Source organism: Streptomyces sp. NPDC002870 (assembly GCF_042888505.1).
Lineage (GTDB): Bacteria > Actinomycetota > Actinomycetes > Streptomycetales > Streptomycetaceae > Streptomyces.
The window spans coordinates 483,125-505,522 of the sequence record NZ_JBIAPW010000001.1; the positions used below are offsets into that span (position 1 = coordinate 483,125).

The window sequence follows — 22,398 nt, forward strand, 5'->3', positions numbered from 1 at the left end:
GAACGGCTGGTCCGCCCCGCTCTACCGAGCCGCGAACCGGCGTCCTAGGGTGATCACCATGCGAGGCATTCGAGTCAACGTGGTCAGTGACGTACACGGCAATGCCACGGATCTCGCTCAGGCGGGAGACGGCGCGGACGCGCTCATCTGCCTCGGTGACCTCGTGCTCTTCCTCGACTACGCCGACCACTCGCGCGGCATCTTCCCCGACCTCTTCGGCGTCGAGAACGCCCATCTGATCGTGGAACTGCGCACCGCCCGCCGCTACGAGGCGGCCCGCGAACTCGGACGCAGACTCTGGGCCGAGCTGGAGACGGACCGGGAGTCCGCCATCGAGTCCGCCGTACGCCGCCAGTACGCCGAACTGTTCGCGGCCTTCCCCACCCCGACGTACGCCACCTACGGCAATGTCGACATGCCGACCCTCTGGCCGGAGTACGCACGGCCGGGCACCACCGTCCTCGACGGCGAGCGCATCGAGATCGGCGGCCGTGTCTTCGGCTTCGTCGGCGGCGGGTTGCGCACCCCGATGCGCACTCCGTACGAGATCTCCGACGAGGAGTTCGCCGCCAAGGTCGAAGCGGTCGGGGAGGTCGATGTGCTCTGCTCGCACATCCCCCCGGACGTCCCCGAGCTGACGTATGACACCGTCCCGCGCCGCTTCGAGCGCGGCAGCCGAGCCCTTCTCGACGCAATCCGCCGCACCCGGCCCCGGTACGCGCTATTCGGCCATGTCCACCAGCCGCTCGCCCGAAGGATGCGCATCGGCTCGACGGAGTGCGTGAACGTCGGGCACTTCGCCTCGACCGGTCGCCCCTGGACCCTGGAGTGGTGAACCGCTGGGCCCTGGAGTGGTGACCAGCCCGGTCGCGATAGCCTGCACCCCACACCACCCCCGGTCCGTACCGCACTCTGAGGAGCCGCAGCGATGGCGGAACACACCAGCTCGAGCATCACGATCGAGGCGGCGCCGGCCGACGTGATGGGCGTGATCTCCGACTTCGCCCGTTACCCCGAGTGGACCGGCGAGGTGAAGGAGGCCGAGGTGCTCGCCACCGACGCCAAGGGCCGCGCCGAGCAGGTCCGGCTGGTCCTCGACGCCGGCGCGATCAAGGACGACCACACCCTCGCGTACACCTGGAACGGCGACAACGAGGTCAGCTGGACGCTGGTGAAGTCCCAGATGCTGCGGGCCATCGACGGTTCGTACACCCTCGCCGCGGTCGGCGGCGGTGATCGCACCGAGGTCACCTACCAGCTCACCGTCGACGTCAAGATCCCCATGCTCGGCATGATCAAGCGCAAGGCCGAGAAGGTCATCATCGACCGCGCCCTGGCCGGCCTGAAGAAGCGCGTCGAGAGCGTGCCCACCGCCTGATGCGCACGGTCCTCGTCACCGGGCTCGGCGGCGCGGGCCGAACCACCGTCGCCGCTGCCACCGCGCTCGCCGCGGCCCGGCGCGGCAAGCGCGCCCTGTTCCTCTCCGCCGAGCCGGGCGACGTGTTCGGCACGGCCGTCACCGGTCGCCCCGACGCACCGGACGCGATCACGGACGGCCTGTGGGCCGCCCGCATCGACCCCGGCGCCGACTTCCGCGCCGAGTTCCTCTCTCTCCAGGAGCGTGCCGCCGCCGGGCTCGATCTGCTGGGCGCGGCGCGACTCGAGGACGAGGAGCTGACCGAGCTCCCGGGCAGCGAGCAGTTCGCCCTGCTGCGCGCGCTGAATGCCGCCGCCGCTGGGGTGCCCGGCGACTGGGACGTGGTCGTCCTCGACATGCCGCCGCTGCGCGAGACCATCGCCCTGCTCGCCCTGCCCGAACAGCTGCGCCGCTATCTGCGCCGCCTGCTGCCGCCGGAACGGCAGGCCGCCCGGGCTCTGCGACCGATGCTCGCCCAGCTCGCCGGTGTGCCGATGCCCGCGCAGTGGCTGTACGAGACCACGGCCCGCTGGGACAGCGAACTGGCCGGCCTCCAGGCGGTGATCGAATCCGCCGGCACGACGCTGCGGGTGGTCGCAGAGCCCGGACCCGCGGCCGCAGAAGCTCTGCGCACCGCCCGGGCCGGGCTCGCGCTGTACGGAGCGCCGGTCGACGCCCTCGTACCGAACCGGATTCTGCCGCGGGACTCGGCCGACAGCTGGCTCGCGACTCTCTTCGCGCAGCAGGAGAAGTGCCTCGGCGAGTGGTACGAGGAGTGGGCGCCCCAAGGCTCGCTCCGCGAGGTGCCCCACCTCGGCAGGGACCCGCGCGGCCTCGACGACCTCGCCCTCCTCGACACCGGCGACGGGCTCGCCGTAGAAGCCGTAGAAGCCGCGGAAGCACCGGCAGCGCATCTGGATGGCGGCGAGCGACGTGAGGACCCATGGCGGGTCGCGGAGGGGCACGGCCCCGACAGCGTCTTCGTCTGGGAGCTCGCGCTGCCCGGCGCCGTCAAGGAGGAGCTCGCACTCGTCCGCCGAGGGGATGAACTCCTCATCAGCGTCGGACCGTTCCGCAGGATCGTGCCGCTGCCCTCCGCGCTGCGCCGCTGCACCGTGGCGGGCGCGGGTCTCACGGACGGCGTGCTGCGGGTCCGCTTCCAGCCGGACCCCGAGCTGTGGCCGCGCACACGCTGAACACGCTGCCTCCATTCGGGTACCGTCGAGCGTACGAACCCTCAGTTTTTCCGCCAGTTCTTCCGCAGGAGTACGCCATGAGCGATGCCACCGAGCGTCCCTCCGTCGATGACGACGCCTGGGCCAAGGCGTGCGCAGAGGACCTGGAGGCGGAGAAGGCCCGCCGCCGCGCCCAGTACGGGCCGCCGCCCGGCTCGGCCGGCGAGGAGCTGCGCAAGTTCCTCGACGCGGTCGCCGACAAGGTCTCCTCGTTCCAGTCGTCGCTGCCCGGCCTGGCCGCGCAGAACACCGTGCAGCAGCTGGTCAACCAGGCGAAGGCCGCGGTCGAGCCGGTCATAGAGCGCAACCCCGAGGTCTTCGACCACCTCACGGCGGCGGGCGGCGAGCTGCTCGCCGCGTATCGGTCCGCTGTCGAGGGCCATGAGCGGCGCTGGACCCAGCGGCCCACCGTCTCCAAGGACGACCAGGATCCGCGTGACGACGGCCCCGGGGCGAGCGAGCACATCGACCTGGACTGACCAGGGCGTGCCCCTCCCTCGGGTACGGTTGGCCATAGCGGGGCTCGACCGAAAACTGAGGGACACATGGGACTCACCATCGGCGTCGACATCGGCGGCACGAAGATCGCAGCGGGCGTGGTCGACGAAGAGGGCACCATCCTCGAGACGCACAAGGTGCCCACCCCGTCGACCCCGCAGGGCATCGTCGAGGCGATCAGCTCGGCCGTCGCCGGGGCCGGCGCGGGGCACGACATCGAGGCGGTCGGCATCGGCGCCGCCGGATACGTCGACGACAAGCGTGCCACCGTGCTGTTCGCGCCGAACATCGACTGGCGCCACGAGCCGCTGAAGGACAAGGTCGAGCAGCGCGTCGGCCTCCCGGTGGTCGTGGAGAACGACGCGAACGCGGCGGCCTGGGGCGAGTACCGCTTCGGCGCGGGCCAGGGCCACGAAGACGTCATCTGCATCACCCTCGGCACCGGGCTCGGCGGCGGCATCATCATCGGCAACAAGCTGCGCCGCGGACGCTTCGGCGTGGCCGCGGAGTTCGGCCACATCCGGGTCGTCCCGGACGGTCTGCTATGTGGCTGCGGCAGCCAGGGCTGCTGGGAGCAGTACGCCTCCGGGCGCGCTCTCGTCCGCTACGGCAAGCAGCGCGCCAACGCCACCCCGGAGAACGCGGAGATCCTGCTCGGCCTCGGCGACGGCACGGTCGACGGCATCCAGGGCAAGCACATCAGCGAGGCGGCGCGGCAGGGCGACCCGGTCGCGGTCGACTCGTACCGCGAACTGGCCCGCTGGGTCGGCGCGGGCCTGGCCGACCTGGCCTCGCTCTTCGACCCGTCCGCCTTCATCGTCGGCGGCGGCCTCTCCGACGAGGGGGACCTGGTCCTCGACCCGATCCGCAAGTCCTTCCGCCGCTGGCTGATCGGCGGCCGGTGGCGTCCGCACGCGCAGGTGGTCGCGGCGCGGCTGGGCGGCAGCGCGGGCCTGGTGGGCGCGGCGGACCTGGCCCGCCAGGGCTGAGTTTTCTTTGTCCTCAATCGCCGGACGGGCTGAAATTCAGCCCGTCCGGCGATTGAGGACTGAGGTCTGGGGCGGAGCCCCGGAAAAGGGCCGCGCACGCGTATCTTGCTGCGCATGGCGATCACCGCACTGCCAAACTCCCGCACCGAACCCGACGGTTCGGCCGTGATCCGGGTGCTCAGCTACAACATCCGCTCCATGCGCGACGACGAGGACGCCCTCGCCCGGGTGATCCGCGCCTGCGAGCCGGACCTGGTGTTCATCCAGGAGGCCCCGCGCTTCTTCCGCTGGCGCAAGCACGCCGCGCGGCTGGCAGCCAAGAGCGAGCTGGTGGTGCTGAGCGGCGGGGCCACCGCGGCCGGGCCGCTGCTGCTCTGCTCGCTGCGGGCGACCGTGGAGCGTACGGAGGATGTGCTGCTGCCGCTCACCCCCCGCCTGCACCGGCGCGGCTTCGCCACCGCCGTCGTACGGTTCGGGGGCGCCCGGATCGGGCTGCTCAGCTGCCATCTGAGCCTGCAGAGCGACGAGCGCTATGCGCAGGCCGGGATGCTGCTGGACCGGCTGAAGGCGATGGACGTGCCGTACGCGATCGCGGCGGGCGACCTGAACGACCGGCCCAGCGGCCGCAGCTTCCGCAGGCTCGCGGGGGAGCTGCAGGACTGCTGGGCGGTCGCACCCTGGGGCGGCGAGCACACCTCGACACCGGACGACCCGCACCAGCGGATCGACGCGATTTTCGCTACCCCGGGGGTGGAAGTGCTGGGCTGCGGTGTGCCGTTGACCCTGCCGGGGATCACCCAGGCCGATCTGCGTGCGGCGACGGACCACCTGCCGGTGCTGGCGGCGCTACGCGTCCCAGCGGGGTCGTCCGACGGACCAAGTGCCGTCTGAGTCGCCTCCGACGGCCGAGCCGCGTCCGACGGCCGGAAGCCGACGCCGCGTCGCGAATCAGACCACCGCGCCGCGGCCCGGGTCGTCGTCGTCCTCGTCGTCGCCGTGTGACATCCGGGCGACCAGCGTGCCGAAGCCGCCCAGGAAGCCGCCGACGCAGAGCGTCGTCAGCCACCACGTCATGTTCCACTGCAGCAGCACCGCCACCAGCATCAGCACCGGCCCGCCGACCACCGCCAGCCAGGCGAACTTGGCTGTGACATCGGCCTCCGGCAGCGGCGGCGGCTCCGGCGGTACGAAGTGGCCCTCGTCGCTCTCGTCGAGGTCGTCGTCCTTCGCCGCGGCCACCTGGTAGTCGCGCGGGCCACCGATCCCGGGCGCGAACGTGATCGAGCTGCCCAGCGCGGGCTTGTCCGCGTCAGGCCGTGCTTCGGGCCCCGTTGCGGGGTCCTCCGGATCGGGTTCCGGCCGGGCCTCCGCCGCCCTGTCGTCCTTCGGCGTCTTGTTCAGATCACCCTCGAGCAGGGCGAGGTCCTCCACCGACTTGAACGGCTTGGCGCCCGGAGGGTCGGACGGCTCCTCGCCGTACCCCTCGACGATGGCCGCCCATGCGGCTTCCTCGTCGATCGGCTGCGGCTCGCGGTCCGCATCGTGCTGCTCAGCCACCGGTGGTGCTCCCCTTCTTCCCGATATTCGGAGCGAGCCGGCCGATGAACGCGTAACTCTCCTCGAAAATCCGCTCCGCATCGTGGTCCAACGTCGCCACGTGGTAGCTCTGTTCCAGCAGGATCTCCGAGACGTCCGTGGACGAGACCCGGCCAAGGATCCGCGCCGAGTCGGCGGGCGGCACCACATGGTCCTGCGGGCTGTGCAGCAGCACCATCGGCTGCGTGACCTGCGGCAGCTCGCCGTCGACCAGCCGGAAGAAGGTCCGCAGCGAGTGCGCGGCGTGCAGCGGCACCCGGTCGTACCCGACCTCCTCCGAGCCCTCCTTGGCGATGTCGCTCGTCAGCCCCTTTGTCGTACGCACAAAGTGGCGCGCGACCGGCAGGGCGTACGCCGACAGGCCGTGGACCTTGTTCGCCGGGTTCACCACGACGACGCCGCTGATCGCGTCCCCGTGCTTCGCGGCGAGCCGCAGCGTCAGCGCCCCGCCCATCGAGAGACCGAAGACGAAGACCTGGCTGCACCGCTCGATCAGTACCCGCAGCTCGCGGTCCACCTCTGCGTACCAGTCCTGCCAGCCGGTGACCTGCATGTCCTCCCAGCGCGTGCCGTGTCCGGGGAGCAGCGGCAGGGACACGGTCAGTCCGCGCTCCGCCAGATACTCGGCCCAGGGGCGCAGCGACTGCGGGGAACCGGTGAATCCGTGACAGAGGAGGACGCCGACCTCGCCGCCTTCGTGGCGGTACGGCTCGGCTCCAGGAAGGACCGGCACCTGGGTCTCCTGTTCGTGAGTGTCTGAAGGTGTACTTCACCGTACGCGACCGGACTGACACCGACCAGGTCCGTATGCCCCCCCAGCACAGGGATGACGGACCCACCTCGGGATAAGGTCTGTTCGACAGCACACAGGAGGCATTCGAGTTGATCTACGGCGCAATGAAGTTCTCCATCGGGGGCTCACTGAAGCTTGCCTTCAGGCCTTGGGTGGAGGGCCTCGAGAACATTCCCGCTGAGGGGCCGGCGATCCTCGCGAGCAACCACCTGTCCTTCTCGGACTCGTTCTTCCTGCCGGCGGTGCTCGACCGCAAGGTCACCTTCATCGCCAAGGCGGAGTACTTCACATCGCCCGGGGTCAAGGGCAGGCTGACCGCCGCCTTCTTCAAGGGCGTCGGGCAGCTCCCGGTGGACCGCTCGGGCGCGCGCGGTGCGGGTGAGGCGGCGATCAAGGCCGGGATAGACGTCATCGAGGCCGGTGGCCTGTTCGGCATCTACCCGGAGGGCACCCGCTCGCCGGACGGCCGCCTCTACCGCGGCAAGCCGGGCGGCCTCGCGCGCGTGGCGCTCGCCACCGGCGCTCCGGTCATCCCGGTCGCGATGATCGACACCGAGAAGATCCAGCCGCCCGGCAAGGTGGTCCCCAAGCTGATGCGTCCGGGGATCCGGATCGGCAAGCCGCTCGACTTCAGCCGCTACCACGGCATGGAGAGCGACCGCTTCATCCTGCGCTCGGTGACCGACGAGGTCATGTACGAGATCATGAAACTGTCCGGCCAGGAGTACGTCGACATCTACGCGGCGGCGGCCAAACGCCAGATCGCGGACGCGGAGAAGGCGGAGAAGGCCGAGAGGGCTGCGGCCGAGAAGGCCGCGAAGGCGAATAAGCCAGAGAAGACGGACACGGCCGAGAAGACGGACACGGCGGAGAATACGGACCGGCCGGCCGCCTAGCCGCGCTGTCCGTCCTGGGGTGGGGGATATGGCCAAGCGCGAGCGTGTCGTGCGGATGTCGGTCGAGCTGCCGCTTTGGCGCGCGCTGGCCGCCTACCGCCTACTGACCATGGTCTACGCGGTGCTCCTCTTCGTCCTCATTCCCAGCAAGTACGAGCGCCCCTGGATCGCGGCCGCCTTCCTCGCGGTGATGTCCGTATGGACGCTTGCCACGCTCCCCAAGGTGGCCAACGCGGGCAGCTGCACCAAACGCTTCCTGGTCGCCGACCTCACCGTCGCGCTGACCGGGATCATGCTCACGCCGCTCGCCGACGCCCAGGCCCAGACGCAGGACGGCCCGACCCTGCCGACGATATGGACCGCCGGGTCCGTGCTGGCGTTCGCGATCAAGGGCGGCTGGCGCTGGGCGGGCTTCGCGTCCTCACTCGTCGCCGTCGCCAACATCATCGAGCGCGGCCAGCCGAGCCGGGACACCTTCCACAACGTCCTGCTGGTCTGGGTCGCGTCCATAGCCATCGGTTACGTCGTCGAGGTCGCCCGCGCCTCCGAGCGCACCCTCGCCCGCGCCCTGGAGATCGAGGCGGCGACCCGAGAGCGGGAGCGGCTGGCCCGCGACATCCACGACAGCGTGCTCCAGGTGCTCGCGATGGTGCAGCGGCGCGGCGCCGCGCTGGGCGGCGAGGCCGAAGAGCTCGGCAGGATGGCGGGGGAACAGGAGGTCGCCCTGCGCACCCTGGTCTCCAGCGGTCTGGTACCCGCCACACGCGCTTCCGAGGACGTCTCACTCGGTGCAGTCGTCCGCACCGTCGATGTGGACGATCCGTCCGACGGGCCCCAACTGGACGACCTGCGTTCGCTGCTGGCCCGGCACGCCGGGTCGAAGGTGACCCTCTCGGAGCCGGGCGCCCCGGTGCTGCTCCCCACCGCAGCCGCGGCGGAACTCGCCGCCGCTGTCAGTGCCGCCCTGGACAATGTCCGCAGACATGCCGGCGAGGACGCCCACGCCTGGATCCTGGTCGAGGACTGGCCGGACGAGGTGATCGTGACGGTACGGGACGACGGTCCGGGCATCCCGGAGGGCAGGCTCGCCCAGGCGGAGGGCGAGGGCCGGCTCGGAGTCGCGCTCTCGATCCGCGGGCGGCTGCGGGACCTGGGCGGCTCGGCCGAGCTGATCTCGGTCCCGGGCCAGGGCACAGAAGTCGAATTGAAAGTTCCACGGGGGAAGGCAGACGCATGACGGACCAACAGACGATCAAGGTGATGGTCGTCGACGACCACCCGATGTGGCGGGACGCGGTCGCCCGCGATCTGGCCGCGGCAGGCTTCGACGTGGTGGCGACGGCCGGCGACGGTCCGCAGGCCGTGCGCCGCGCGAAGGCCGTCGCGCCCGACGTCCTCGTCCTCGACCTCAATCTGCCCGGGATGCCGGGCGTCCAGGTGTGCAAGGAGCTCGTCGGCTCCTATCCCGCCCTTCGGGTCCTGGTGCTGTCCGCCAGCGGTGAGCACGCGGACGTTCTGGAAGCGGTGAAGTCCGGTGCGACCGGCTATCTGCTCAAGTCGGCCAGTACGGAAGAGCTGACCGACGCCGTGCGGCGCACCGCCGTCGGCGACCCGGTTTTCACGCCGGGCCTCGCGGGCCTGGTGCTCGGTGAGTACCGCCGCCTGGCCTCCGAACCCGTTGCCGCAGCGGGTGTTGACGAGCCGAAGGCCCCGCAGCTGACCGACCGGGAGACCGAGGTGCTGCGGCTGGTGGCGAAGGGGCTCTCGTACAAGCAGATCGCCGAGCGGCTCGTCATCTCGCACCGCACCGTCCAGAACCACGTGCAGAACACCCTCGGCAAGCTCCAACTGCACAACCGCGTCGAGCTCGTGCGGTACGCCATCGAGCGGGGTCTCGACGACGCCTGACGCCGTGCCCCGCCCGTACAGGGGTCGTAGGGGACTCGTACGAGTGAAATACGCGTGAATGGCGGGGAGTTAACCGCCTTATGACGCACAGGAATTGACCTTTCGCCCCATCCCGCAGTGACCTGGATCACCATTAGCGTGGCGGTCATAAGGCTCACCAGGCGAAGGGAAGTTTCCATGCGCGTCGGAGTACTGACCGGGGGCGGCGACTGCCCCGGCCTCAACGCGGTCATCCGTGGTGTCGTCCGCAAGGGCGTGCAGGAGTACGCGTACGAATTCGTCGGCTATCGCGACGGCTGGCACGGACCCCTCGAAGGCGACACGGTTCCGCTCGACATCCCGGCCGTCCGCGGCATTCTGCCCCGCGGCGGCACCATCCTCGGCTCTTCGCGTACCAACCCCCTCAAGGAAGAGAGCGGCATCCGCCGCATCAAGGAGAACCTCGCCAAGCACGAGGTGGACGCGCTGATCGTGATCGGCGGCGAGGACACGCTCGGCGTCGCGACGCGGCTTCACAACGAGTACGGCGTCAACTGCGTCGGCGTGCCCAAGACCATCGACAACGACCTGTCCGCCACCGACTACACCTTCGGCTTCGACACGGCGGTCGGCATCGCGACCGAGGCCATCGACCGGCTGCACACCACCGCCGAATCGCATATGCGCGTCCTGGTCGTGGAGGTGATGGGGCGGCACGCGGGCTGGATCGCCCTGCACTCCGGCCTGGCCGGCGGCGCCAATGTCATCCTCATCCCCGAGCAGCGCTTCGACGTCGACCAGGTGTGCGCCTGGGTGACGTCGCGTTTCAAGGCCAGCTACGCCCCGATCGTGGTGGTCGCCGAGGGCGCAATGCCCAAGGACGGCGAGGCGGTCCTCAAGGACGGCTCGCTCGACTCCTTCGGTCATGTCCGGCTCTCCGGCGTCGGTGAGTGGCTGGCCAAGGAGATCGAGCGGCGTACGGGCAAGGAGGCCCGCACCACGGTCCTCGGCCATGTCCAGCGCGGCGGGACTCCGAGCGCCTTCGACCGCTGGCTGGCCACCCGCTTCGGGCTGCACGCGATCGATGCGGTGCGGGACGGGGACTTCGGCAAGATGGTCGCGCTGCAGGGCACGGACATCGTGCGTGTTCCGATCGCCGAGGCGACGGCGAAGCTGAAGACGGTGGACCCGACGCTGTACGAGGAGGTCGGGGTCTTCTTCGGCTGACGGGTTGCTGTCCCCGGGGGCGCTGCCCCCGGGGTCCGACCGCGTGCGGGGGCTCCGCCCCCGGGCCCCCGCGCCTCAAACTCCCCCAGACTTCGTCCGGGGGGACCCCCACGAGGCTGCAGATGCAGCCCGTGCGTAGGAGGAGGGTCCGGGGCGGAGCCCCGGTTACGGGATGGGGCGGGGTGGGGGAAAATCAGCCCCGGCCCACCCGCGTCGTTGAGGCCAGGAGCCCGTGGATCACCTCCGGCCCCCGCATCGTCAGTACCGACTCCGGGTGGAACTGGATGCCTGCGAAGCCTGTGCCCCGCAGGGCGTGCACCTCTGCCGAGTGGGGATCGCGGGCCACCTCGACCCCGTGCGCCGCCAGCTCCGCCGCCGCCGCGTCGTCGCAGCGTGCCGTGAAGCTGTTGTAGAAGCCCACGGTCTCCTCACGCCCGAAGAAGTCGATCCGCTCCTGCGCCCCCTGGTGCGGCGCGTCCTTCCGTACGATCTCCAGGCCCAGTTCGGCCGCCATCAGCTCATGGCCGAGGCAGACGCCGAGCAGGCCGTGGCGGTGATCGCGCAGCAGATCGGCGGCGAGTGTGCGCAGGAAGCGCATCTTCGGGTCGGTCGCGTCGGCCGGATCGCCAGGGCCCGGGCCGAGGACCACCGGTCCGGTGTGCGCGAGGACCGTCTCGCGCAGGCCCGGCTCGTCGTACCGCCGCACCGTCACCTCCAGGCCGGTGGAGCGCAGCAGATGCGCCAGCATCGCGGTGAAGGTGTCCTCGCCGTCGACCACCAGCGCGTGCCCTGTCAGCCGGGCGCCGCGCTCCTGCATCCGCAGCCAGAAGGGCGCGAGGTCGGCGCGCCGGGCGTCGAGGGCGGCCCGCACCCGCGGGTCGTCGGCGAGCTTGGGGCGCTCGCCGTCCTCCTGCGGCCGCCCGGGGCGCACGCCCAGCGCGGCCAGTACGCCTGCCGCCTTGGCGTGCGTCTCGGCCACCTCGCCCGCCGGGTCGGAGTGCCGCACCAGGGTCGCCCCGACCGGCACCCGCAGGGAGCCGTCGGCGTCGATGTCGGCGGTACGGATGAGGATGGGGGAGTCGAGGGTCTGCGCACCGCGCGCGCCCTCGCCGATCAGCGCGAGCGCGCCCGCGTAGTAGCCACGGCCGCCCACCTCGTGGCGCTCGATGACCCGGCAGGCGTTCTGCACGGGCGAGCCGGTGACCGTCGCCGCGAACATCGTCTCCTTCAGCACCGCACGCACATCGAGCGACGAACGGCCGCGCAACTCGTACTCGGTGTGGGCGAGATGAGCCATCTCCTTGAGCCGGGGCCCGATGACGACGCCGCCCATGTCGCCGACGGTGCACATCATCTTCAGCTCCTCGTCGACGACCATGGAGAGCTCCTCGCGCTCCTTGCGGTCGCCGAGGAAGCCGAGCAGCGCCTCGGGGGTCGGGCCCTCGGGCGGATAGCGGAAGGTGCCGCTGATCGGGTTCATCACGACGGTGCCGCCGCTCATCCGGACATGGACCTCGGGGCTGGCGCCGACGAGAGTGCGCCCGCCCGTGTGCACGACGAAGGTCCAGTACGCGCCCCGCTCGCCGGCCAGCAGCCGCCGGAACAGGGCCAGGGCGTCAGCCCGGCCGAAGCCGGGGATGCGGCCGGTGTAGGTGCGGCGGATGACGAAGTTCGCGCCCTCGCCCCGGCCGATCTCGTCCTCGATGACGCGCCGGACGATCTCCGCGTACTCCTCGTCGTCGACGTCGAAGGCCCCGCCCTCTACCCGGACATCGTGCGCCGGCAGTGACTCCAGGGCCTCGGCGAGCGGCACTTCGTACGTCTCGTCGGCGACGAGCACGGACAGCGGAGTGCCGTCGTCGCGTACGTCGAAGCCGCGCTCCCTGATCTGGCGGAACGGGATCAGGGCCAGTGAGGGACGGTCCGTGGCCGGGATGTCGGCGAGCGAGGCGGCCTCGTGCACGGTGCCGATCAGGACCTCGACGGTGTCGTGATCGTGGCCGGGGGTGCGTCTGCGCAGCAGGGCGAAGGGCGGGCAGTCGTCTTCGAGCAGTCTGCTGATGGGCATCGGGTGTTCCTTCCGAGCGGTCCGAGTGGTCCGGGTGTCCGGGTGGTCCGGGTGGGAGGAACGGCCCGTGGAAACAGGAAAGGCCGCCCCTCGGGGCGGCCTTCGCGAGCTGTGTGTACGCGCAGTCAGTGGGCCGCCGGATGAGCGGTCCACCACCAGGTCTGAGTCGAGTGCGCGAACATGACGCCGACCATAACGCATCCGCCCGCGGCACCGCGGCGCGTCCGGGGAGCGGACGGCCGCGGTGCCGCGGGCGGGTCATGCCTTGTGCGTCAGACCAGCAGGTTGTAGATCTGCCAGCCGGTGGCGATCTGCGCCCTGGCGGCGAACGGGGCGGTGCCGCTGCCCGTGCCCTTGTACAGCCACAGGACGCCAGAGGAGTCCCTGGCGATCAGGTCCGGCCTGCCGTCACCAGAGACATCGCTCGGTCCGTTCAGGAGGTTGTAGATCCCCCAGCCGGGACCGACCTTGACCCTGGCGGCGAACGGCGCGGCGGCATTGCCCGTGCCCTTGTAGAGCCACAGCACGCCGGAGGTGTCCCTGGCGATCAGGTCCGCCTTGCCGTCGGCCGTGATGTCACCGGTGTCGGTCAGCGTGTTGTAGATCTGCCAGCCGGGACCGATCTTGACCCTGGCGGCGAAGGGCGCGCCGGCGGTGCCGGTGCCCTTGTAGAACCACAGCACACCGGACGCGTCGCGCGCGATCAGATCGGCGATGCCGTCGACGTTGAGGTCCCGGGCGCCGGTCAGCTGGTTGTAGATGCCCCAGCCCTTGCCCACCTCGGTGCGCTTGAGGAACGGCGCGGACGGATTTCCGCTGCCCTTGTAGTGCCAGAGCACGCCGGACGTGTCACGGGCCACCATGTCGCCCGTGCCGTCGGCGCGCAGCGCCGTCATCGAGGTCACCGCGTTGTAGCCCTGCCAACCGCTGCCGACGCGGTAGCGGCTGAAGTACGGCGCGGTCGCGCTGCCGGTGCCCTGGTACTGCCAGAGCACGCCAGAGGAGTCGCGGGCGAGAGTGTTGTACCGGCTGGCGCCCGCGTCCGGGACGGTGCTGCTGATCTGCTCGACGTCGCTCGCCTTCACCCACGCCATGCGGTGGTTGTAGCGGATCGGGACGTAGAGGTCGGTCTTGCCCTCGACCCGGAGCTGCGTGGAGCCGAAGTAGTCGTCACCGAGGACCGCCTCGCCTGCCTTCACGTAGGCCTGGCCGGAGGGGAAGGTGTACTTCGACAGGTAGTTGGGGTTGTCCGTCGGCGCGGTCTCGCCGGTCCCCTCGTAGGCCGAGGCCTCGGGGAAGGAACGTCCGTAGACTCGGGCCGTCGCGCCGGCCTTGAGCTTCACTACGGTCCCACCGGCGACCGGCGCGGTGTACTGGCCGCCGGGGTTGTAGAACCAGGCCTTCTGCCCGCCGTACCAGATGGCCGTCCAGTTGTACTGCGCCTCGGCGACGACGTAGGTACCTCCTGCGAGGACCTTGTTGCCCCAGTTCGGGCCGTCGCTCCACAGCACGTTGGGTATGTATGGGTCCTTGATCGGCGTGGCCGTCGACGCCGTCGTGTACAAGTACCCGAAGTTCGCCGGCTGCTTGGCGACGGTGCTGCCGTTGTACGTGATCGTGGGCTGGTTCGCCGTGGTGAACGGCGGCACGACACGGACCAGTTGACCGGCCTTGAGCAGGCCGCCGGCGCCACCGGCGCCCGTCGGCGCCCCCAGCAGCGACATGTAGTGGTTCCAGTCCCAGAACGGGCCCGCGTCCCAGTGCATGCCGGCCACCTTGGCGTCCAGCTGTCCCGGCACCTCGTCGTGGCCGATGATGTGCTCACGGTCCAGCGGAATGCCGTACTTGGCCGCCAGGAACTTCACCAGGGCCGCGGAGGACTCGTACTGCGGCTCGGTGTACCAGCTGCCCGCCTTGATGGCGTAGCCCTCGTGCTCCAGGCCGATGGCATGCATGTTGACGGTCCAGTTGCCCGCGTGCCATGCCAGGTTCTTGTTCTCGACCATCTGGGTGACCAGACCGTCCGACGCGCGGATCAGGTAGTGCGCGCTTCCCCTGGCCGCGGAGCTCTGGAAGGCGGCGATGGTGCCGTCGTAGCTGCCCTCGGTGTCGTGGATGACGATCTGGCGGATGCCGAACCCGTTGGCGGGGCGGTCCGCGAGCGTGTAGTTGCGCTGGCCGGTGCTTGGGACCTCGGCCGGGATGTAGTTGCAGTTCAGGCCCGCCGGGCACTCGGGAGTCGGAACCGCCGTCGTGCTCGCGAAGGTCGCGGCGAGCGGGACGTTCGACGGCTTGACCGGCTCCACCGAGGGATCGGCCGTCAGCGTGACCAGCTGGCCATCCGCGGTGAGCTCCCGCTCGCCGGTCTTGATCGACTCGAAGACGCGCTTCGCGAAGAGATCGGCGCCCTTCTTGTCCGGCGACTCACTGAAACGGGCGACGGCCGGGTACCACTGCCCCGGGTCGCCCGGCAGCTCGCCGGTGGCCTGGCGCTGGTACTCCGCGAGCAGCGCCGCACCGGCGCGGATGCTCTCGGCTGTGTCGTTCTTCACGGAGTCTGTCGAACCGTCGATCAGCTTTGCGGCCTTGTCCAGCGTGTGCAGCCGCGGGTCGTCGGTGTCGACGGTCTCCTCCGGCAGGCTGCGCAGCATCTTCGCGGCGTCGAAGGTCTTCTCGATCTCCGGGTTGCCGCTCGCGTTGAGGTGCGCGAGGCGCTCCTTGCCGTCCGGCTGCTCCACGTCCTCCGGGTTCACCTGTGTGAGCCCCATGACGTTGTACGCGCCGGTCGTGCTCGGAAGTCCGTCGTGGGTCTCCCAGCGGGTCTGCCGGTACGAGACCGCCATCAGCACGCTCTGCGGCACGTCGAACTCCTGAGCCGCGTCCTCGAACTGGGACTGCAGCACCGCGCCCGCGGGCCCTGGCTTGCCGTCTGCCGAAGAATCCAGGAAGCCGGGCGAGGCCACGGCGATGGTGCCGATCGTGGCGGTGGCGACCACGGCTGTGGCAATGCCGTAGATGAGCAGCCGTCTCTTGCGGTCTCTGCGGTGTCCGCGGTTCAAAGCCCCACCCCTGTGTTACTTGTTTTAATATCGAACCACTCGGAAAATCGGCGTGAGAGTAGCAGGCTCGGGGGCTTCGAATCGCCTCGGCAGACAGATCGGACAGACCGGACGGCCTTGCCCGTTGAACAGGCAGTGTCGAGGTGGTGGACATCGCGTCTCATTCAGTGGGCGCCGGAAAGGGTGTCCGCGAAGACCCCGTAATGTTGACTGCGTGACCGTGAACGCTAAGACCACCGCTGTCGGTGGCAACACCTGGCGAGACCTGCCCGCGGCGCAGCAGCCCGAGTACCCCGATGCCGAGGCTCTGCGCGATGTGATCGCGGACCTCGAGTCGTATCCGCCGCTCGTCTTCGCGGGCGAGTGCGACCAGCTGCGCGCCCGGATGGGAGCCGTCGCCAAGGGCGAGGCGTTCCTGCTCCAGGGCGGCGACTGCGCCGAGGCCTTCGACGGCGTGTCCGCCGACCACATCCGCAACAAGCTCAAGACCCTGCTGCAGATGGGCGCGGTGCTCACCTATGCCGCGTCCGTGCCCGTGGTCAAGGTCGGCCGTATCGCCGGCCAGTACTCCAAGCCGCGCTCCAAGCCGACCGAGACCCGCGACGGCGTGACGCTTCCCACCTACCGGGGCGACTCCGTCAACGGCTTCGACTTCACCGAGGCCGCCCGGATCCCGGACCCCGAGCGCCTCAAGCGGATGTACAACGCATCCGCGGCGACGCTCAACCTGGTGCGCGCCTTCACCACCGGCGGCTACGCCGACCTGCGCCAGGTGCACGCCTGGAACCAGGACTTCGTGAAGTCGTCCCCCTCCGGGCAGCGCTACGAGCAGCTCGCGCGGGAGATCGACAACGCGCTGAACTTCATGAAGGCATGCGGCACCGACCCGGCGGAGTTCCGCACGGTCGAGTTCTACTCCTCCCACGAGGCGCTGCTGCTCGACTACGAGGGCGCGCTGACCCGCACCGACTCACGGACCGGCCAGCTGTACAACACCTCCGGCCACATGGTCTGGATCGGCGAGCGCACCCGCCAGCTGGACGGGGCGCACATCGAGTTCGCCTCGCGGATCCGCAACCCGATCGGTGTGAAGCTCGGCCCGACGACCACGGTCGACGACGCGCTGCAGTACATCGACAGGCTCGACCCGGACCGCGAGCCGGGCCGGCTGACCTTCGTCGTCCGCATGGGCGCTGACAAGGTCCGCGACAAGCTCCCCGAGCTGGTCGAGAAGGTCACCGCCTCCGGCGCCACGGTGGCCTGGGTGACCGACCCGATGCACGGCAACACCTTCGAGGCGGCATCCGGTCACAAGACCCGCCGCTTCGACGACGTGCTCGACGAGGTCAAGGGCTTCTTCGAGGTCCACAAGGCGCTCGGCACGCACCCGGGCGGCATCCATGTCGAGCTCACCGGTGACGATGTCACCGAGTGCGTGGGCGGCGGCGACGAGATCTTCGTCGACGATCTGCACCAGCGCTACGAGACGGCCTGCGACCCGCGCCTGAACCGCAGCCAGTCGCTGGACCTGGCCTTCCTGGTCGCCGAGATGTACCGCGACCAGTAGTGACGGATCAACGACGACGGGGCGCGGATCGATGTGATCCGCGCCCCATCGTCGATTCCGGGGCTTTTACGCACCGGGTCCGCCGGGTAAGGTTAGGTTAGCCTCACCGATCATCGGGGAGGGTGCCCACCTGTCAATCCCGTCCGGGAGGTGAACCGCGTGTACGTCTGCTCATGCTTCGGCATCACCGAGAAGCAGGTGAAGGAACACGCGGACGCCGGTGCCTGCACTCCCCGCCAGATAGCGTCGGTCTCCAAGGCCGGAACCGACTGCGGATCGTGTGTACGCCGTATCCAGGGGCTTCTCGGTCGTGACGCCTGCCCCCGCCGCGAGCTGCTCGAGCAGGGCAACGCCGCCGCCGTGCTGGCCACGGACCCCGATTCCGGCCGCGCCGGAACCGAGCTCGGCGAAGCGGCCTAGCCCTCGGGCTGTGGACAGGCGGTAGCGCTATGGCCTAGCTGTCCGGCTGCTCGATCAGCTGCGCGATGTACAGCGCCTCACCGAGCTTCTCCACCAGCTCCAGCTGGGTGTCGAGATAGTCGATGTGGTGCTCCTCGTCCGCCAGGATCGACTCGAAGATGTTCGCGGACGTGATGTCGCCCTTGGCGCGCATCACCTCGATTCCGCGCCGGAGGCGGTCGATCGCCTCCACCTCGACCTGCCGGTCGGCCTGGAACATCTCGGTGACCGTCTGGCCGATGCGCACATGGAACAGGCGCTGGTAGTTCGGCAAGCCCTCAAGGAAGAGGATCCGGTCGGTCAGCAGCTCCGCGTGCTTCATCTCGTCGAACGACTCGGACCGGGTGTACTTGGCGAGCTTCGTCCAGCCGAAGTTCTCCTGCATCTTCGCGTGCAGGAAGTACTGATTGATCGCGGTCAATTCGGCGGTCAACTGCTCATTGAGAAACTCGATGACCTCGGGGTCGCCCTGCATCGCAGAGGCTCCTTCCGCGCGCGTGTGACTTTGGCAGGTGCGCGCATCCTCGCACTGCGACCGGGGAGCGTCCAGTAAGTGCATGCTTAGTAGGAGTTGCCCGAATCGGGCCAGACCTGGTCATGACCACCCCTCCCGGTCTGTCACCATTGAAGGCATGGGTCAGCCGGAGAGCCGGGAATACCGCGCATCAGAGGGGTCCGAGCTTCCGCCGGGGCAGCGGCTGCAGCGTGGCTGGCCGGTCACCCATTACGGGCCTGTACCCAAGTTCAAGCCGGACCGCTGGGAGTTCAGGGTTTTCGGCGCCACGGCGGACGGCGACAAGCGCTGCTGGAACCACGAGGAGTTCTCGGAGCTGCCCTTCTCGACGGTCGTCGCCGATCTGCACTGCGTGACGAAGTTCAGCATGCTGGGGGCCGAATGGGGCGGTGTGCCCGCCCGTACGGTCGTGGACCTCGCGCCGCCCGCGGCGAACGTCACCCATGTCATGGTCTGGGCCGAGTACGGATTCAGCGCCAACCTGCGGCTCTCCGACTTCGTCTCGGACCGCACGATCTTCGCGACCCACAAGGACGGTGAACTGCTCACCGCCGAGCACGGCTTTCCGCTGCGTCTCGTCGTCCCGCATCTGTACGCCTGGAAGGGGCCCAAGTGGGTCCGCGGCGTGGAGTACATGAGCGCCGACCGCCGAGGCTTCTGGGAGGAGCGCGGCTATCACAATCTCGGCGACCCGTGGCGTGAGCAGCGCTACTCATATCAGGAGGAGCCGGGGGACGGCCCGGAACTCTGACCCCTGGAGCTCCCGGGGGTTCAGTGGTGGTACTGGTGGACCACCGCATGGCCCTTGCCGCGGCCGATCATCCACTTGTTGACGGGTGTGGTGATCAGGAAGGCGGCGACGAGGGCGATCGCCAGGACCCACCAGAACATCGCGTCAGCGAGGTGGGCGTCCATTGCGCCGGGCCACAGGGCGATCACTCCGTTGTCGATAATCTCCATGACGGCGATGGAGAGGGTGTCGGCGGCGAGGGCGACCCGAACGGCGGTCCTGAGGCCGACGCCGGCCTTGAGGACTCCGCGCAGGGTGAACGAGTAGCCGAAGAAGAAGGCCAGCACGATCGCGAGGATCATCGTCGGCATGTTCTCCCAGCCCAGCGCGGTGCCGATGACCATGCCGAGCACCTCGCCGATGGCGCAGCCGGTGAGGCAGTGCAGCGTGGCCTGGGCGGCCATCGACCAGCTGACGGGGCCCTGCTGCCTGTGGTGCTCATGGTGTGTGTGCTGGGCGTGAGCGTCGTGCTGCATGAGAGAGCCCCCAAATCCAGGTAGCGGTTCCTGCCGACAATAGAAACCGTATACCCCCCAGGGGTATCCCCCCCTGTTCAGCGGAGCTTCTTCAACCGCGCCACATCCGCCGCGTGCCCTTCCTTGCCGCCGGGTGTCTCGATGATCAGCGGTACGCCTTCGGTCGCCGGATGCTGCATCAGCGCCCGGAACGGCTCCTCGCCGATGTGGCCGGCGCCGATGTTCGCGTGGCGGTCCTTGTGGGCGCCGACCACATCCTTGGAGTCGTTGGCGTGGATCAGCTTCAGCCGCCCTTCGCCGACCGTCTCCACCAGTACATCCAGAGTCTGTGCCATCCCGTGCGGCCCGGTCAGATCGTGTCCCGCGGCGAAGATGTGGCAGGTGTCCAGGCAGACGCCCAGCTTGGGGTGGGCGTCGAGCGCCTCGAAGTACGGACCGAAGTCCCAGGTCCTGGAGCAGAGCGAGAAGCCCTGGCCTGCCGTCGACTCCAGCAGCAGGAACGGGTCGTCCTCGTGCGTCAGCTCGTCGAGCAGCGGCAGCATCCGCTCCCGCACCTGCGCCAGCGCCACCTCGCGGGTCCGGCCGCCGGTCGCCGAGCCGGTGTGCACGACCACGCCCAGCGCGCCGATCTCCCGGCCACGGCGCAGCGAGTGCCGCAAGGACTCCACGGAGCTCTCGGCGGTCGCCTCGGTGTGCGAGCCGAAGTTGATCAGATACGGGGCGTGGACGTACGCAGATATCCCGTCGGCTGCGCACTCGGCGCGGAACTGCTCGTCCTGCACCGGGCTTCCGGCGGGCGTCGCCCAGCCACGCGGATTGGCCACGAAGACCTGGACGGTCTCCGCCTCCAGCTCACGGGCGTAGGCGAGACCGGTCCTGGCGAGGCCGCCGGCCACGGGGACATGGCCGCCGACGGGGTTGCGCATCTGAACTACAGTCCCTTGGTCTTGATGGTGATCGTGCTGCCCTCGGGAGCCTGAGCGCCGCCGACGACGGACTGGCTCTCGACGGTGTCGCCGAGGAAGGGGAAGTTCTTCTCGACCTTGACCTGGAAGCCCGCGGACTCCAGCGCGCCGGTGGCGGCGTCGACCTTGTCCCCGACCACATCGGGGACCTCGATCATCCGCGGTCCCTTGGAGACCGTCAGCGTGATGGTGTCGCCGCGGGCCAGCTTCGCGCCCTCGGCCGCCGACTGCTTGGCGACAGAGCCCGCTTCCTCGGGGGAGTTGATCCGCTCCGGGGCGACCTTGACCTTGAACCCGGCGTCCTTGAGCGCGCTGGTGGCGTCCTCCACGGTCTCGCCGGTCACGCCCGGTACGTCGATCGGGGAGCCCTTGCTGACGACGAGGGCGACCGCGGAATCGGGGCTGCGCCCGGCCCCGGCCTCCGGGTCCGTGCTGATCACCGAGCCCTGGTCGATCTCGTCGCTGAACGCCTTGGTGACCACTCCCGGCGCCAGACGGAGCTTCCTCAGCTCGCGCTCCGCCGTGGCGAGCGGCTGGCCCTTGACGTCGGGGACCCGGACGATCTCCGGGCCGCGCGAGACGATGATGACCACCGAGCCGTTGCCGCGGATACGCTCATTGATCGCGGGGTCGCTGTTGATGACCGTGCCGCGCTTGACCGTCTCGCTGAAGTCGTACCTGACCTTCTTCACATCGAGCCCGGCGCTCTTCAGCTCCTGCCTCGCGTCCTTCTCGGTCTTGCCGATGAGGGCGGGGACACGGGTGAACTGCCCGGAGTTGATGTACCAGACGCCCGCACCTATGCCGAGCGCCAGGAACACCGCGACCAGCACCGCGACGACGCCGCGCCTGGGCATGGGCCGGCGCCGGGACTGCTGGGGCTGGTGCGGCGGCTCGGAAGGCGGCATCGCCAGCCGGGTGGTGTGGTTGACCACCGGCTCCTCGCGGGAGAGCACCCGCGGGATCACGTTCGTGGCGTCCTCGGAGGAGGGGGCCGCGTGCACCCGCTCGCCGCTGTCCTGCGCCGTGTCCTGGGCGTGCGCCTGCGGCGGCACCAGGTCCAGCTGCTCGTCGCCGAGCGGAGCACGGGCCTCACGGACCTGCGCCAGCAGGTCCACCGCGTCGTACGGACGGACGTCGGGATTGCGGGCGGTGGCGCTCGCGACCAGCTCGTCGAGCTCGACGGCGAGCCCGGGGACCAGTGCGGACGGCGACGGAACGTCCTCGTTCAGATGCTGGAAGAGCACTTGGGCGGGGGTGTCTCCGGCGTGCGGCTTGCCGCCGGTCAGCATCTCGTAGAGGACGACCCCGCAGGCGTACACATCGGCGCGGGTGTCGGCCGTGCCGTACTCGATCTGCTCGGGGGCGAGGTAGGAGACCGTGCCCAGCACCGTGCCGGTGGTGTTGGTGACCGAGCCCACAGCCCGTACGAGACCGAAGTCGGCGACCTTGACCCGGCCGTCGTCCCCTATCAGCACGTTCTCCGGCTTCATGTCCCGGTGGACGAAGCCGGCCCGGTGCGCCGCGCCGAGCGCCGCCAGCACGGGCTCCAGGATGTCGAGCGCGGCCCGCGGCTGGAGCGCCCCGCGCTCGCGCAGCACGTCGCGCAGCGTGCAGCCCGCGACGTACTCCATGGCCAGATAGACGTACGCGCCCTCGGCGCCCTGGTCGAAGACCGCCACCACATTGGGGTGGGCGAGACGCGCCACGGACTTGGCCTCGCGGATGAAGCGCTCCACGAAGGAGGCGTCGGTGGCGAGGGCCGGGTGCATCACCTTGAGCGCGAGCACCCGGTCGAGGCGGGTGTCGACGGCCCGGTAGACCGTGGCCATACCGCCGACGGCGATGCGCGCGTCGACGCGGTAGCGGCCGTCGAGCACCTGCCCGACGAGGGGGTCCTTGAGGGTCGTATCCACGCCGGTGATTCTACGAGCCACCGCGGACAACCCTGACGCCTCGGGT

At 69.8% G+C, this 22,398-nt stretch carries 22 protein-coding genes; 13 read left to right on the plus strand and 9 right to left on the minus strand.

Going from position 1 to position 22,398, the window contains the following annotated elements; all coding sequences use genetic code 11:
• Positions 1–79 precede the first annotated feature (79 nt).
• The 6 genes from ACFYWY_RS02165 (at position 80) to ACFYWY_RS02190 (ending at position 5,030) form a co-directional block, all read left to right on the plus strand.
• Positions 80–835, plus strand: coding sequence for a metallophosphoesterase (locus ACFYWY_RS02165; RefSeq protein WP_389178416.1), 756 nt, complete (start codon positions 80–82; stop codon positions 833–835).
• Between the two features lie 93 nt (positions 836–928).
• Positions 929–1,378, plus strand: coding sequence for an SRPBCC family protein (locus tag ACFYWY_RS02170; protein ID WP_389178224.1), 450 nt, complete (start codon positions 929–931; stop codon positions 1,376–1,378).
• Positions 1,378–2,613, plus strand: a complete 1,236-nt coding sequence (locus ACFYWY_RS02175; protein ID WP_389178226.1) for an ArsA family ATPase — start codon at positions 1,378–1,380, stop codon at positions 2,611–2,613. The genes ACFYWY_RS02170 and ACFYWY_RS02175 overlap by 1 nt, the downstream gene beginning before the upstream one ends.
• Positions 2,614–2,690: 77 nt before the next feature.
• Positions 2,691–3,131 (plus strand): DUF5304 domain-containing protein, encoded by a 441-nt coding sequence (locus ACFYWY_RS02180; RefSeq protein ID WP_389178229.1) that lies wholly within the window; start codon positions 2,691–2,693, stop codon positions 3,129–3,131.
• A 66-nt stretch (positions 3,132–3,197) separates the two neighbouring features.
• A complete protein-coding gene (locus tag ACFYWY_RS02185) occupies positions 3,198–4,139 on the plus strand; it encodes an ROK family glucokinase (protein WP_389178231.1) in 942 nt (313 codons plus the stop codon).
• 114 nt (positions 4,140–4,253) lie between these two features.
• Entirely contained in the window at positions 4,254–5,030 is a 777-nt protein-coding gene (locus ACFYWY_RS02190) for an endonuclease/exonuclease/phosphatase family protein (protein WP_389178234.1), read from the plus strand.
• A 57-nt stretch (positions 5,031–5,087) separates the two neighbouring features.
• Here the strand turns inward: ACFYWY_RS02190 and ACFYWY_RS02195 are convergent, their stop codons facing one another.
• Positions 5,088–5,696 carry a hypothetical protein gene (locus tag ACFYWY_RS02195; protein ID WP_389178237.1) on the minus strand — a complete coding sequence of 203 codons (609 nt, stop codon included), beginning with the start codon at positions 5,694–5,696 and terminating at the stop codon, positions 5,088–5,090.
• Positions 5,689–6,468 (minus strand): alpha/beta hydrolase, encoded by a 780-nt coding sequence (locus ACFYWY_RS02200; RefSeq protein ID WP_389178239.1) that lies wholly within the window; start codon positions 6,466–6,468, stop codon positions 5,689–5,691. Before ACFYWY_RS02200 ends, ACFYWY_RS02195 begins: the two co-directional genes overlap by 8 nt.
• 164 nt (positions 6,469–6,632) lie before the next feature.
• On the opposite strand from ACFYWY_RS02200, the gene ACFYWY_RS02205 reads away from it, so the two are divergent.
• From ACFYWY_RS02205 to ACFYWY_RS02220, 4 genes are all read left to right on the plus strand, one after another.
• Positions 6,633–7,424 (plus strand): lysophospholipid acyltransferase family protein, encoded by a 792-nt coding sequence (locus ACFYWY_RS02205; RefSeq protein ID WP_389178419.1) that lies wholly within the window; start codon positions 6,633–6,635, stop codon positions 7,422–7,424.
• 28 nt (positions 7,425–7,452) lie between these two features.
• The gene (macS, locus tag ACFYWY_RS02210; protein WP_389178242.1) at positions 7,453–8,661 is read left to right on the plus strand and encodes a MacS family sensor histidine kinase; all 1,209 of its coding nucleotides are present in this window, start codon (positions 7,453–7,455) and stop codon (positions 8,659–8,661) included.
• Positions 8,658–9,332, plus strand: a complete 675-nt coding sequence (locus tag ACFYWY_RS02215; protein ID WP_389178245.1) for a response regulator — start codon at positions 8,658–8,660, stop codon at positions 9,330–9,332. Before macS ends, ACFYWY_RS02215 begins: the two co-directional genes overlap by 4 nt.
• A gap of 177 nt (positions 9,333–9,509) precedes the next feature.
• The gene (locus ACFYWY_RS02220) at positions 9,510–10,538 is read left to right on the plus strand and encodes a 6-phosphofructokinase (protein ID WP_389178247.1); all 1,029 of its coding nucleotides are present in this window, start codon (positions 9,510–9,512) and stop codon (positions 10,536–10,538) included.
• Positions 10,539–10,731: 193 nt separating this feature from the next.
• On the opposite strand, the gene ACFYWY_RS02225 is transcribed toward ACFYWY_RS02220, so the two are convergent.
• From ACFYWY_RS02225 to ACFYWY_RS02235, 3 genes are all read right to left on the minus strand, one after another.
• On the minus strand, positions 10,732–12,606 hold the full coding sequence (locus tag ACFYWY_RS02225; RefSeq protein WP_389178250.1) for an anthranilate synthase family protein: 1,875 nt from the start codon (positions 12,604–12,606) through the stop codon (positions 10,732–10,734).
• Between the two features lie 125 nt (positions 12,607–12,731).
• Positions 12,732–12,800, minus strand: a complete 69-nt coding sequence (locus tag ACFYWY_RS02230) for a trp operon leader peptide (RefSeq protein ID WP_356228357.1) — start codon at positions 12,798–12,800, stop codon at positions 12,732–12,734.
• Between the two features lie 78 nt (positions 12,801–12,878).
• On the minus strand, positions 12,879–15,665 hold the full coding sequence (locus ACFYWY_RS02235; protein WP_389178253.1) for an N-acetylmuramoyl-L-alanine amidase: 2,787 nt from the start codon (positions 15,663–15,665) through the stop codon (positions 12,879–12,881).
• A 214-nt stretch (positions 15,666–15,879) separates the two neighbouring features.
• Between ACFYWY_RS02235 and ACFYWY_RS02240 the strand changes: the two genes are divergently transcribed.
• Positions 15,880–17,232 carry a class II 3-deoxy-7-phosphoheptulonate synthase gene (locus ACFYWY_RS02240; protein ID WP_389178256.1) on the plus strand — a complete coding sequence of 451 codons (1,353 nt, stop codon included), beginning with the start codon at positions 15,880–15,882 and terminating at the stop codon, positions 17,230–17,232.
• Positions 17,233–17,382: 150 nt separating this feature from the next.
• Positions 17,383–17,652 carry a bacterioferritin-associated ferredoxin gene (locus tag ACFYWY_RS02245; protein WP_389178259.1) on the plus strand — a complete coding sequence of 90 codons (270 nt, stop codon included), beginning with the start codon at positions 17,383–17,385 and terminating at the stop codon, positions 17,650–17,652.
• 34 nt (positions 17,653–17,686) lie between these two features.
• Here the strand turns inward: ACFYWY_RS02245 and bfr are convergent, their stop codons facing one another.
• Positions 17,687–18,166 carry a bacterioferritin gene (gene bfr / locus ACFYWY_RS02250; protein WP_215097996.1) on the minus strand — a complete coding sequence of 160 codons (480 nt, stop codon included), beginning with the start codon at positions 18,164–18,166 and terminating at the stop codon, positions 17,687–17,689.
• Between the two features lie 157 nt (positions 18,167–18,323).
• On the opposite strand from bfr, the gene ACFYWY_RS02255 reads away from it, so the two are divergent.
• Positions 18,324–18,956, plus strand: a complete 633-nt coding sequence (locus tag ACFYWY_RS02255; RefSeq protein ID WP_389178262.1) for a sulfite oxidase-like oxidoreductase — start codon at positions 18,324–18,326, stop codon at positions 18,954–18,956.
• Between the two features lie 20 nt (positions 18,957–18,976).
• Here ACFYWY_RS02255 and ACFYWY_RS02260 read toward each other — a convergent pair whose 3' ends face one another.
• The 3 genes from ACFYWY_RS02260 to pknB all read right to left on the minus strand — a co-directional run bounded on the left by ACFYWY_RS02260 (position 18,977) and on the right by pknB (position 22,352).
• Complete coding sequence (locus ACFYWY_RS02260) at positions 18,977–19,471, minus strand: DUF4396 domain-containing protein (RefSeq protein ID WP_389178265.1); 495 nt, start codon at positions 19,469–19,471, stop codon at positions 18,977–18,979.
• A gap of 77 nt (positions 19,472–19,548) precedes the next feature.
• Positions 19,549–20,397: a deoxyribonuclease IV gene (locus tag ACFYWY_RS02265; RefSeq protein ID WP_389178267.1), complete on the minus strand. Its 849-nt coding sequence runs from the start codon at positions 20,395–20,397 to the stop codon at positions 19,549–19,551.
• 5 nt (positions 20,398–20,402) lie between these two features.
• Positions 20,403–22,352 carry a Stk1 family PASTA domain-containing Ser/Thr kinase gene (pknB, locus tag ACFYWY_RS02270; protein ID WP_389178270.1) on the minus strand — a complete coding sequence of 650 codons (1,950 nt, stop codon included), beginning with the start codon at positions 22,350–22,352 and terminating at the stop codon, positions 20,403–20,405.
• Positions 22,353–22,398: the final 46 nt, after the last annotated feature.

What these genes read in the sequence shown, in the direction of transcription:
- ACFYWY_RS02170 (WP_389178224.1), top strand. Translation starts at nt 929, where the DNA reads ATGGCGGAACACACCAGCTCGAGCATCACGATCGAGGCGGCGCCGGCC.
- ACFYWY_RS02175 (WP_389178226.1), top strand. Translation starts at nt 1,378, where the DNA reads ATGCGCACGGTCCTCGTCACCGGGCTCGGCGGCGCGGGCCGAACCACC.
- ACFYWY_RS02180 (WP_389178229.1), top strand. Translation starts at nt 2,691, where the DNA reads ATGAGCGATGCCACCGAGCGTCCCTCCGTCGATGACGACGCCTGGGCC.
- ACFYWY_RS02185 (WP_389178231.1), top strand. Translation starts at nt 3,198, where the DNA reads ATGGGACTCACCATCGGCGTCGACATCGGCGGCACGAAGATCGCAGCG.
- ACFYWY_RS02190 (WP_389178234.1), top strand. Translation starts at nt 4,254, where the DNA reads ATGGCGATCACCGCACTGCCAAACTCCCGCACCGAACCCGACGGTTCG.
- ACFYWY_RS02205 (WP_389178419.1), top strand. Translation starts at nt 6,633, where the DNA reads ATGAAGTTCTCCATCGGGGGCTCACTGAAGCTTGCCTTCAGGCCTTGG.
- macS (WP_389178242.1), top strand. Translation starts at nt 7,453, where the DNA reads ATGGCCAAGCGCGAGCGTGTCGTGCGGATGTCGGTCGAGCTGCCGCTT.
- ACFYWY_RS02215 (WP_389178245.1), top strand. Translation starts at nt 8,658, where the DNA reads ATGACGGACCAACAGACGATCAAGGTGATGGTCGTCGACGACCACCCG.
- ACFYWY_RS02220 (WP_389178247.1), top strand. Translation starts at nt 9,510, where the DNA reads ATGCGCGTCGGAGTACTGACCGGGGGCGGCGACTGCCCCGGCCTCAAC.
- ACFYWY_RS02225 (WP_389178250.1), bottom strand. Translation starts at nt 12,606, where the DNA reads ATGCCCATCAGCAGACTGCTCGAAGACGACTGCCCGCCCTTCGCCCTG.
- bfr (WP_215097996.1), bottom strand. Translation starts at nt 18,166, where the DNA reads ATGCAGGGCGACCCCGAGGTCATCGAGTTTCTCAATGAGCAGTTGACC.
- ACFYWY_RS02255 (WP_389178262.1), top strand. Translation starts at nt 18,324, where the DNA reads ATGGGTCAGCCGGAGAGCCGGGAATACCGCGCATCAGAGGGGTCCGAG.
- ACFYWY_RS02260 (WP_389178265.1), bottom strand. Translation starts at nt 19,471, where the DNA reads ATGCAGCACGACGCTCACGCCCAGCACACACACCATGAGCACCACAGG.
- ACFYWY_RS02265 (WP_389178267.1), bottom strand. Translation starts at nt 20,397, where the DNA reads ATGCGCAACCCCGTCGGCGGCCATGTCCCCGTGGCCGGCGGCCTCGCC.